Raw genomic sequence first — 10,801 nt, forward strand, 5'->3', positions numbered from 1 at the left:
GGACAGGTCGGGAAATCGCCGTTCGGTTCCGCCTGAGACGGCACCAGTGACGCCGTGACTCCGAGCCGTTCAAAGAGCTTCAAAACGGGCACTTTTCCGGTACCGTTGAGCGGCGTATAGACGACATACAGACCGCTGCCTTTGCAGATACCCGGATGCACCGAATTGGCATACACCCGGTCGAGAAACTTCTCGACCATGGGTTCGCTGAGCATAGTGATATCCGTCCCGCCGGATTTGACTCCGGAGAACGGGTCTACTTGCTCAATATAGGAGAGAACTTTGTCGCTTTCCTCGACCGAGAGCTGGCAGCCGGTTTTGTCATAGGCCTTGTAACCGTTATAAACCGAGGGGTTGTGGCTTGCCGTGATCATCACGCCGCCCGAGCACTTCAGTTCGCGCACGGTATACGACAAAACCGGCGTGGGCTGGAGGGTCTCATACAGGTATACCTTAACGCCGTTGGCCGCAAAAATGCCGGCGGCAAGGCGAGAAAATTCATAGGACTTATGACGCGAGTCAAACGAGATCGCAACCGAGGGGTTTTTATAATTTTCCGCGAGATAGCGCGCAAAACCCTGTGTGGCCTTGCCTACGGTATAAATGTTCATACGTGCGCTGCCTGCGCCGATTACGCCCCGCAACCCGGCTGTACCGAATTGGAGCTCATCGTAAAACCGCTCCTTAATTTCGGACTCATTGCCCTTGATTGCGGCAAGCTCCGCCTTGATCCCGGGATCGGCAGCTCTTTCGCACCAGATTGTATATCGTTCAAAAGCCGTCATATGCTCACGCTCCTCATACGAAATTATATCATTTTCAGCCCGATATTACAAGTCGCGGAGTATAGCGGCCGAAAACGGCGCTTCATTGTTTTCTTGACAATTCTTCGGTCTGTGATATAGTGAAGCCACTTACCGCTTATTTCTCATTTTGCTTTTTAAATGGCTTCACTATACATCAAAAGACAAACCCGTATATTTTTGAAAGGAACGTTGAAATGGAGATGAACATCCCGAAAATCAAAATGCCGCTCGTCAGCCAAGAGAGTTTTCAGCATGCGACGGATGTTTTAAAACGCTGCACGGCGGACCATATCATTGACGGCGTCAACCGCCCGTTTGTCGCTCCGGGCGGCGCTTACGGGTCAACCATGTGGTCTTTGGATGGGGCGCTGGCGGTCGAAGGATATCAGTGGCTGAACCCGGAAATCGGCAAAGACCTTCTATATAATCTAAAGCAGTTATCAACGCCCAACGGCAGAGTCAAACTGTATACGCCCGACAAGTTTGGTCATATCCCGAACGTGCAAGAGGAAATCGGCTCACTGCCCAAATTCTTCGAGGCGCTTTATGACGCCGCCAAAAGAGACGGAACGCCTGAATTCACCGAAGAGGTTTATATCCTGTTTACAAAAAATCTGAACTGGTGGTTTTCGCATAGGCAGGACCCCGAGACCAAGCTGATCACCGCCGTGTTTGAGGAGACCTTTATCCCAAATACGTTCGGCGGCTCGATGGAATACGCCCCGATCGACACCAACATGGAAATCGCCGCGGGCTGTTATTATACCGCATTATTAGCCCAAAGGCAGGGCTTAGCAAAGGAAGCTGCGTTTTATTTCAATAAAAAAGCGGAGATCTTGTCCGCTGTCAATCAATGTTTATGGGATTCCGAACGCAGGGCCTATTACGGCTGGTTCATCGAGAAGAAGAGATTTGACGACCGTCTTATGGCGTCGACATTCTACGGATTGCGCTTTAATAATGCCAACACGGAACAAAAAAGATATCTCTTCGAACTGCTGCTTGACACTGACAGTTTTAATTGGAATACCTATCCTCTGACCTCGGTATCAAAAAAAGATAAAATTTTCACGGTTATCGACGGTGCTTACGCCGGAAACCCCTGCTGGTCGGGAAGCGTCTGGATGCTGATTAATTTCGCGGTCATTCAAGCGCTGAATGAGTCGAATGAGAGAGATTTAGCTGCCGAATTAACTTACAAGACTCTCAATATTTTCAATAACAATTACGCCGAGTTTCTACACCCGTATAACGGTTCGGGGCACGGTGTTTCGGAATACGCCTGGACCGCCTCTTTATTTATCAAACTGATAATAGAAGAGATTTTCGGCATTGATTACAATGCTTTTACTCGCCAAATCACCATCCGTCCCAACCTGCCGGAAGCCTTGAAAAACAGCTGCTTTTCGATTGAAAATTTGTTTTTGCCCAATCAAAAGCGGCTCGACGTCCGGATTGTAAACAGCGCCGTAGCGTATTCTTACAAAGGAAACAATATGGAGATTATTTTATAAATTCCGGTATTCTGCAAAGTTATTTATCTTTATTTAGCCATTTTTCAATCAACTCGACCAGTTTGAACTTTAACACATAGCCGTTCTTTTTCGAGGCAAACTTCCAACCGTTTTGATCGAGATAGGCGTCGAGCTGCGCTTCTTCGTCGGAACTTGCAGAGATGCAGATCGGCGGAAAGGCGATACAGAACCAGTTTTTACCCTTCCCCTTGCCGAGCGTCAGCTGCACCGTCGAATAAGTCCCGGCAGGGAGCATAAATTCGCCGTAATCGGTGGTATCGAAGTACCGGTCGGTGAGTTCTGCGGTCGCTTTATAGACAACACCGTTTTCGCGCAAAATATCGTTCGCCGTATCTTTAAAATCGTCAAGCGCTTTGGCGGCGGCTTCCTTGGCTTCTTCTTTGGTCTTCATTCCGGCGAAAACCTTTTGAAACTGCTCGGTGAGCGCATCGCGTATCTGTAACTTAATCGCCTGGTCGAAATCGTTGTCGGAGTTGGCCACAATGCGCAGCCGCACGGTGTTTTCGCGCACCGTGTCACATTCGTTCGAAAATTCCGCAAAGCCCGAGAGCACGCAGATGAGCAATGCCAGCGCCGCAGCGATCAAAACAAAAGTAAACTTTTTCATAATAAGTACAATCTCCTTCGCAGAGGGCAAAGCCCGCCGCAAGGAGATTGTTGACTGATTTTTATATAATCATACCATTAAAAACGACTTCCTTTGGGGAAGCCGGTTTATTGTCACACCGGGGGACGCGCACCCTACTTAAATACGCACAATCTATTATAATTTTACCATCTCGTAAAACTCGGTTTCATTGATAATTTTTACGCCGAATGCTTGCGCCTTGGTCAGCTTGCTTCCGGCTTCTTCCCCGGCGAGCACAAAATCGGTCTTTGCCGAGACCGATGAGCTGGTCTTTCCGCCCGCGTCCTTGATCATTTGCTCTGCTTGATCTCGCGGAATCGACAGCGTCCCGGTCAATACAAACACCTTGCCCTCAAGCAGACCGCCGACCTTCTTTTCGGTCAGACAGGCCATATTGATTCCCGCAGCTCTCAATTTTTCGATTAATGCAATGTTGATATCATTTAAGAAAAACCCCTTGATGCTCTCCGCAGTGATCCCGCCGATGCCCTCGACCCGCGCAATCTCCTCGACTTCGGCGTTTTTCAATGCGTCCAACGTCCCGAAATGCAAAGCCAAATCCTGCGCCGCGGTCTCGCCGACATGCCGGATGCCGAGCCCCGAAATCAGTCGCCACAAATCATTTTTCTTGCTCTTTTCAAGTGCGCCGAGCAGGTTCTGCGCCGACTTCTCGCCCTTTTTGTCGAGCGCGGCGATATCCTCTTTTTTTAAGCTGTATAAATCGGCGATATCTTTCACCAATCCCTTGTCAAGCAGCGCTTTCAGCACCGCAGGGCCGAGTCCGTCAATGTCCATCGCCGACTTTTCGGTGAAGTGGATCATCTCGCGGAAGCGTTTTGCCGGGCAGTCGGGATTTTTACAGCGAATCGCGGGGCCGTCCTCATCTTTGATGACCTTGCTGCCGCATGACGGACAATCGTTCGGAATCCGATAGGTCTCGTTCCCGCCCTTTTGTGTTACGTTGATCAACTCGGGGATGATGTCACCCGCCTTGCGCACTTCGATCATATCGCCGACCGCGACGCCCTTTTCGTCGATGAAATCCTGATTATGCAGTACCGCGCGCCCGACCGAAGTCCCGGCGAGCGTAACCGGTTCAAACACCGCCGTCGGGGTCAGCACGCCCGTACGCCCGACTTCAATGGAAATTTCGAGCAGTTTTGTCCGCTTGATCTCGGGGGGATATTTATAGGCGGCAGCCCAGCGTGGGAATTTCGAGGTACTGCCCAGTTTTGCGCGGTCGATTAAATTGTCGAGCTTGATGACCGCGCCGTCGATATCGAACTGCAGTTCATGGCGGGTTTTATTGATCTCGTCCACCCGCTCGATGATTTTCTCAAAATCGGAAGTCAGGACATATTTTGAAGCCGGAAAGCCGAGCTTTTCCAGATAATCCAGCGATTCGCTGTGCCTTGAAATTTCTTTTCCGCGAATCTGCTGAATGTTAAACACAATCACCGCAAGATGCCGCGATCTGGTGATCTCGCTGTCTTTTTGCCGCAGTGAACCGGCGGCGGCGTTGCGCGGGTTTTTAAACGGAACTTCACCGTTATCATTCTGCGCCTCAACCAGTTTGGCAAAAACGTTTTTCGGCATATAGACCTCGCCGCGCACCTCTAAAAACTCCGGCCCGCCCTTTAGCTTTTTCGGGACTGACTCAATCGTCATCAGGTTTGCGGTCACATCCTCGCCGGTTTTGCCGTCGCCGCGGGTGGAACCACGCACAAAAACGCCGTTTTCATATTCGAGCGAGACCGAAAGCCCGTCGATTTTGGCTTCGACGACGAATTCGGCATCGGGAAAACTTTCCTTGACCCGGTGTTCGAAATCCCGCAGCTCCTCATAAGAAAACACGTCCTGCAAACTCTCCATCGGCACAATGTGTTCGACGGGCGAAAAAAGCCGGGATGCCTTTCCGCCGACCTTAGAGATCGGTTCCAACTCAAAAGCAAGCTCGGGGAACCGGGCGATGATCTCCCTCAGTTCCCTTGTCTGTTGATCGTATTCAAAATCCGATAACGAGGGGTTGTCCTGATTGTAATACTCCTCGTTGGCCTTTTCGATTTGTTTTCTCAAAGCTTCGGCGCGTGCCTTTGCATCATTCAAAACCAATTCCGCCAATTCCATTGCTCCCATCCGGATTCGCCATAAAATCGTTTATGTTGCTTGAAGTAGTCCCCGATCCGGTGACTTCGGTGAACCCCTGCGGTACCGCGCCGACAATGACGGTTTCGGCGATGCAGAAATCCGCCGTGACCTCGGAAGTCGCCGAATAGCCGGCCATCACAATTGTGACCGTACCGGTGACCGACATCATAATTCTGTGCAGTGTCTGATTGATGCCGGCACTTGTGAATTCGTTGGTGATCGCTGTGGTCACATATCCCACCGGCACCAGCCGAACTTCAATTTTGGGGCCTCTGCCTGTGAAGACGTTGCTTCCGATCAGCGTACCGAGTGCGATATAGAGTTTACCGTCGTCATATTCCGAAAGGCGTTTTTGGATCGCTGTGGTCAAGCCGGCTTTCAGCGTGTTCAGCATCGTCATATTGGTTCTCACGACGCTCAGACCGTTTTCGTTTGTCTGGATATAGATCAGATTTAAATAATCGGTATTATCCGCGGCCAAAACCTCGGTGACGCAGGAGTTGATGGCGAGAGTGCTGTATTCTTTGGCCTTGGTCTGGGCTAATTGGATTACGACGCTTCTCAGGCGTTTGTCGGCTGTTCTTATTATGGCAAATATACACCCGATAATTAACAGCCAAAGAATAATCGTTCTTGCGACGGCGCCGCGACGCCTTCTCCGCTTTCTGTCCATAATCTATACCGCCCCCGGTGAATTATATGCGTTATTCGGGCGGATGTGACGAAAACCGGGCAGGCAAAATGCCCGCCCGTATGTTTTCAGTTTATCTTATTCGGCCTTTTCCGGAGTGTCCACGGCCTTTTTCTTTGTCGTACGTTTGGGTTTCGGCGTTTCATCCACCGCTGCTGAATCGACAGCCGGTTCGGCGGTCACTGCAGGGGTCAACTCAGCCGATGTTTCGTTTGCCGCCGCCGGTACAGCGGGAGTTGTTGTAGCCACGGTCTGCGCGTTCGCCTCATCCTTCTCCTCCGGAAGCAGCGCGCGAATCGACAGGCTGACCTTCTTGGAATCCGTGTTGATATCGATGATTTTGGCGTCAACTTCTTCGCCCCTCTTGAGTACATCGGAGGGTTTAACAATTACGCGGTTGGCAATGTTGGAGATGTGAATCAGACCCTCAATACCCGGAACAACCGTCGCGAATGCGCCGTAGGTAACCAAGCTGGTGATTGTGACCTTTGCGGTATCGCCGACTTTATACTGCGCCAATAACTTATTGAACGGATCGTCCTCGGAGAATTTCGCAGTCAGCGAAATGCGTTTCTTCTCGGGATCAAGTTCTTTGATCATGACCTTGAGATCCTGACCGACCGTCACGACATCTTCGACGTTCTTGAAACGGTTCCAACTGAGTTCGGTACGGTGTACAAGTCCGTCCGGGCCGTTCAGGTTGACAAACACGCCGAACTGCGCAACCGAGCGCACCTTGCCGACGATGACGTCGCCGACTTTGGCGGTCTCCCAGAACTTCTCGGTCAGTTCCTTGCGGTTGCTGGTCGATGCTTTGCGAATCGAGCCGACCGCGCGTTTTCTTCTGCCGCGTTCGTCGATATCGATAATGATGAACTTGACGGTCTTTTTGAGCAGATCGTCGAGATTGCCCTCTCTGGGAATTCCCGTGTGGGATGCCGGAATAAACACACGAACGCCCTCGTATGTAACGATCACGCCGCCGCCGACATTCTCGACCACCGTACCCTCGAGCACGGCACCGCTGTCTTTGGCTTCGAGAATCTTAACCCAGTTCTCATTGGCGTCGACGCGTTTTTTGGACATCATCACGGTGCCATCGACGTCATTTGTCTTCAGCACCATCAGTGTGAGTTCGTCCCCCACCTTGACGAGATCGGAGGTCTTGGCATTGGGATCGTTGGTGAGTTCGTCGAGCGGGATATAGCCGGCATGTTTGCGGCCGATATCGACGGCGACCTCGCCCGGATAAACAGCGGTTACGATGCCCTTGATGGTATCCGACTTGGAAAGCCGTTTATACGACTCTTCAAGCTCGGTTTCGAAGTCGAATTCCTCAGATTTGGCTTCTGTTTTGGCCTTCCCGACCTCTTCTTGGCCTTGAAGAATTTCTTTGTTTTCGTCCATCTTATGAACAACCTCCATAATGTTTTTAACCGGAGTCGACGCCCCTGCGGTGATGCCGATTCGGCGGCAGTCCGGTACCCGCGAGATCTCGTCGGGATTTTCGACACGTATAGTTTTCGTGATCGCGTTACAGACCTCAAAGAGCTTTGTGGTATTCGAGCTCTCGCGGTCGCCGATCACAAAAACCAAATCACAAACCGAAGCAACTTCTTTTGCCTCGGCTTGGCGAAGACGGGTCGTACTGCATATTGTATCAAATATTTTCAAATTTGTATAGTGCTTTTTAAGAATTTCTTCTCCTTTTTTCCATTCAGAGACAGAAAAAGTGGTCTGCGCAACGCACCAAATTGTTTTTTCGACAAAATTCGAGTTTTTAGAAATCAACCCCTCCAATTCGCTCAGCGCCCCGAACGTATGGGCCTCACAGGCAGTGTGTCCCAAAATTCCGATGACTTCCGGATGGCTCGCATCCCCTGCCACAAGAAGAATATCCTCTTTCGGAATCCCGGAAACAAGTTTATGAATTCTGGCGACGCAGGGACAGGTGGCGTCGTAAAACTCCAGCCCCAGCGTTGTCAACTGTTCGACCGTCGCCTCGGGGACTCCGTGGCTCCGGATTAAAACACATTCGCCGGGCTGGGCCTCTGACGGGTCATCGATAACCCGGACACCCTTCTCCGTGAGCTCTTTCATAAACCGTTTATTGTGCAATAACGGCCCGAGTGTGCAGACCTTTTTGCCTTTTGCAAGAAGGCCGTCGAGCATATCGACGGCACGGTTGACGCCGAAGCAAGCCCCGGCATTTTTACAGACGATGATCTCCATATGCCCTCTGTTCTATCTGGTTTCGCGCTCTTTTAACGCGGCGATGGCGGCCATAATCGCGTCCGCGCATGCCTGAAACCTCTGTTTCCCGGTGCCGGCGTCGAGCTGTTCTGCGGGAATCGGTTTACCGATTGTGATAATTGTCGGTTTGAACAGTCCGGCGCGTTTCGGATAATCGAGCAAAACCGGAACAACCGGCGCGCCGGCCCGCAGCACGATCATGCCGACACCCGCTTTCCCCTGCTGTATCTGATAGGTCTTTTTGCTTCGTGTCCCTTCGGGAAAGATTCCGATCGCCCGCCCTTTTTCAAGCAGATTGGCGATCGTGCGGAAAACGCCGACTTCGGGCTTTTCCCGGTCGATCGGCAGCGCGCCGAGTTTTCGGATTAAAAATCCCAGTACCGGCTTTGTGAACAACGAGGATTTTGCGATATAATTGATCGGCCTCGGGCTTGCGAATGCCGCCACGACCGGGTCGAGATAACTCAGATGATTGAAGCAGATCACGACCTGCCCGTCAACAGGGATATTTTCCACGCCTGTCGCTTTTACCCGAAAAAGCCGAAATGCCAGCTTTCTGAGATTCTTTTGAATGCTTGCCTGCCAGGTGACTGAGTAGAGTTCCCGTTCTGCTTTTTTCACCGCATGCTTGCGGAGCCGTTTTTCCTCGGCGAGTTTTCGGTTTACGATGCGCATCAGCAGTTCAAACGATTGCTGCAAATTTAAAAGAGTTGTATCTGCCGTGATGCTGTCAGGCGCGGGCTTTAAAGGCGCGACCGCCCGGCTGCTGTCGTCTTTATCGCGCTTCTTCAGATCGGCAAGGACTTCCCCGTAACTGACCGGCTTGCCCTTTTCGAGCAGTTCATGATACCGCCGTTTCGCGCGGACTTCCGACGACGCCGTGAGAAAAATCTTAATTTTTGCATCAGGCAGAACCACCGTGCCGATATCGCGCCCGTCCATCACGACGCTGTTTTTTGCCGCGACGCCGCGCTGGAATTCCATTAAAAAATCTCGTACTTCCGGAATCGCCGAGACCGCCGAGGCTGCCATCGAAATCAGCGGCGTCCGGATGTTGTCGCCGACCGGGTCGCCGTCGAGCAAGATCACCTGTTTCCCGTCGTCGAGCTTCATCTTGATATCGATGCTTTTGAGCGAATCGATCACCGCATCCGAATCGTCATATCCTCCGGTTACCCGGACAGCATGCAGCCCGACCGTGCGGTATAACGCACCGGTATCGATATAGATATACTCCAGTTCTTCAGCCAGCCGTCTGGCAAGAGTGCTTTTCCCTGCGCCCGATGGGCCGTCTATGGCAATAGACGTCGTTGACATTCACTCACTTCCCCGAAAATTGTTTTACGATTGCCTGCGCCGCCGTTACCGCCGTACTGAATGCAATCTGCAGATTGTATCCGCCCGTGTAGGCATCCAAGTCGAGCACTTCGCCCGCAAACCAGAGGTTCTTCGTCAGTTTGGATTCCATCGTCGCAGGATCGACTTCGCGCACGTCGATACCGCCCGAGGTCACGACCGCTTCGTCGATCGGCCTTGTTCCTGTCACGGTCAGCCGCAGGTCTTTGAGCAGCCGCACCAGATCTTTTCGCTGTTCGGCGGTCACCGCGTTGATCTTGGTTTCGCCCGGAATGCCCGAAAGCCTGACCATCGGCATAATCAGTTTTGACGGTAACAGCGCGGATAACGAATTTTTATAGTCCCGGTTCGGTTCTTCGGAAAAATCCCTTAAAATTCGCGCATCAAGCCGTTCTTCGTCGAGCGCCGGCTTCAAATCGAGCGAGATTTTCACCTTTCCCGCTTCCATCAATTCCTGCGCCCCGCCCGCTTTTATCACAACTTCATCGCCCAAATGCGCGCTCGCCGATAAAATCAACGGCCCGCTGACGCCGAAATGGGTGAATAACAATTCCCCTTGTTCCTCGTAAACCGGCTTTTTCACACCTTCAACGAGAAACTTCAATCCGGTGTTTTTTAGTGACAGCCCCTGCAAATCACGGCACAAATCTTCTGCGCATAAAAGCGGTACCAATGAAGCCCGCAGCGGAGTCACGGTGTGCCCGAGCGCCTTCGCAAAATCATATCCGTCACCCGTGGAACCGGTTTTCGGATAACTCATCCCGCCGGTCGCGATTAAAACACTATCGGCAGTAAAATCGCCGTTTTCCGTTCTGATTAAAAACCATTCTCCGCGCTTTTCAATCGCCTTCACCCTTGCTTGGATATGCTTTCCGTGTGCGAGTGCGTATTGTTCGAGGGCATTCGCCACGGTGTGGGCGTTATCATCTAAGGGAAAAACTCTGCCGCCCCGTTCAATTTTGAGTTTGACGCCGAGATTATTACCAAAAAAAGCGATGCAGTCGTTTGGGGAAAACCGGTTCGCCGCGCCGAATAAAAACTTTTTATTGGTGACGACTTTATCGATGAACTGGCGCACGTCGCAGGCGTTGGTGAGGTTGCAGCGGCCTTTTCCTGTGATGCGCAGCTTTGCGCCGAGCCGGGCGTTTTGTTCAAACAGCAGCGTCTCAATCCCGGCTGCGCCGAGCTGTCCGGCTGCCATCATCCCCCCGGCACCCCCGCCGATCACCGCACAAACCGCCAAACGTTCGCCCCCAAATCGTAATATGGTTTATTATAGCATATGTTTTTCATTCTAACAATAAAGAGCCTTAAAACAGGCGGTTCTTGGTGTAAGATTACAATTGATGTGTTACAAAGTAAGGGAAGGAAAAAGGTAGCGAAC

Annotated in this window: 8 protein-coding genes and 1 pseudogene; 1 reads left to right on the forward strand and 8 read right to left on the reverse strand. The window is 51.6% G+C overall.

The annotated features are described in order from the left end of the window. Positions 1-785 (reverse strand): phospho-sugar mutase (locus tag PKH29_09030; GenBank protein ID HNX14983.1); only part of this gene is annotated, 785 nt, incomplete at its 3' end. A gap of 215 nt (positions 786-1,000) precedes the next feature. On the opposite strand from PKH29_09030, the gene PKH29_09035 reads away from it, so the two are divergent. Continuing rightward, the gene (locus PKH29_09035; GenBank protein ID HNX14984.1) at positions 1,001-2,320 is read left to right on the forward strand and encodes a trehalase family glycosidase; all 1,320 of its coding nucleotides are present in this window, start codon (positions 1,001-1,003) and stop codon (positions 2,318-2,320) included. Positions 2,321-2,339: 19 nt separating this feature from the next. On the opposite strand, the gene PKH29_09040 is transcribed toward PKH29_09035, so the two are convergent. The 7 genes and pseudogenes from PKH29_09040 to PKH29_09070 all read right to left on the reverse strand — a co-directional run bounded on the left by PKH29_09040 (position 2,340) and on the right by PKH29_09070 (position 10,660). Further along, on the reverse strand, positions 2,340-2,948 hold the full coding sequence (locus tag PKH29_09040) for a stage II sporulation protein R (GenBank protein ID HNX14985.1): 609 nt from the start codon (positions 2,946-2,948) through the stop codon (positions 2,340-2,342). Positions 2,949-3,104: 156 nt separating this feature from the next. Next, positions 3,105-5,096 (reverse strand): NAD-dependent DNA ligase LigA, encoded by a 1,992-nt coding sequence (ligA, locus tag PKH29_09045; GenBank protein ID HNX14986.1) that lies wholly within the window; start codon positions 5,094-5,096, stop codon positions 3,105-3,107. Continuing rightward, a complete protein-coding gene (yunB, locus tag PKH29_09050; GenBank protein ID HNX14987.1) occupies positions 5,068-5,790 on the reverse strand; it encodes a sporulation protein YunB in 723 nt (240 codons plus the stop codon). The genes ligA and yunB overlap by 29 nt, the downstream gene beginning before the upstream one ends. Positions 5,791-5,886: 96 nt before the next feature. Then, positions 5,887-8,040, reverse strand: a complete 2,154-nt coding sequence (locus tag PKH29_09055; protein ID HNX14988.1) for a bifunctional 4-hydroxy-3-methylbut-2-enyl diphosphate reductase/30S ribosomal protein S1 — start codon at positions 8,038-8,040, stop codon at positions 5,887-5,889. A gap of 12 nt (positions 8,041-8,052) precedes the next feature. Next, complete coding sequence (locus tag PKH29_09060; protein ID HNX14989.1) at positions 8,053-8,682, reverse strand: lysophospholipid acyltransferase family protein; 630 nt, start codon at positions 8,680-8,682, stop codon at positions 8,053-8,055. A 21-nt stretch (positions 8,683-8,703) separates the two neighbouring features. Beyond that, positions 8,704-9,378 (reverse strand): annotated as a pseudogene (gene cmk / locus PKH29_09065) ((d)CMP kinase). Between the two features lie 4 nt (positions 9,379-9,382). Further along, entirely contained in the window at positions 9,383-10,660 is a 1,278-nt protein-coding gene (locus PKH29_09070; protein ID HNX14990.1) for an NAD(P)/FAD-dependent oxidoreductase, read from the reverse strand. Between the last annotated feature and the right edge of the window lie 141 nt (positions 10,661-10,801).

It is taken from the genome of Oscillospiraceae bacterium (assembly GCA_035353335.1).
Taxonomy (GTDB): domain Bacteria; phylum Bacillota; class Clostridia; order Oscillospirales; family JAKOTC01; genus DAOPZJ01.

Bases quoted from the DNA above. Each gene is read 5' to 3' on its own strand.
- PKH29_09055 (HNX14988.1), bottom strand. From the start codon at position 8,040: ATGGAGATCATCGTCTGTAAAAATGCCGGGGCTTGCTTCGGCGTCAAC.
- PKH29_09035 (HNX14984.1), top strand. From the start codon at position 1,001: ATGGAGATGAACATCCCGAAAATCAAAATGCCGCTCGTCAGCCAAGAG.
- ligA (HNX14986.1), bottom strand. From the start codon at position 5,096: ATGGAATTGGCGGAATTGGTTTTGAATGATGCAAAGGCACGCGCCGAA.
- yunB (HNX14987.1), bottom strand. From the start codon at position 5,790: ATGGACAGAAAGCGGAGAAGGCGTCGCGGCGCCGTCGCAAGAACGATT.
- PKH29_09040 (HNX14985.1), bottom strand. From the start codon at position 2,948: ATGAAAAAGTTTACTTTTGTTTTGATCGCTGCGGCGCTGGCATTGCTC.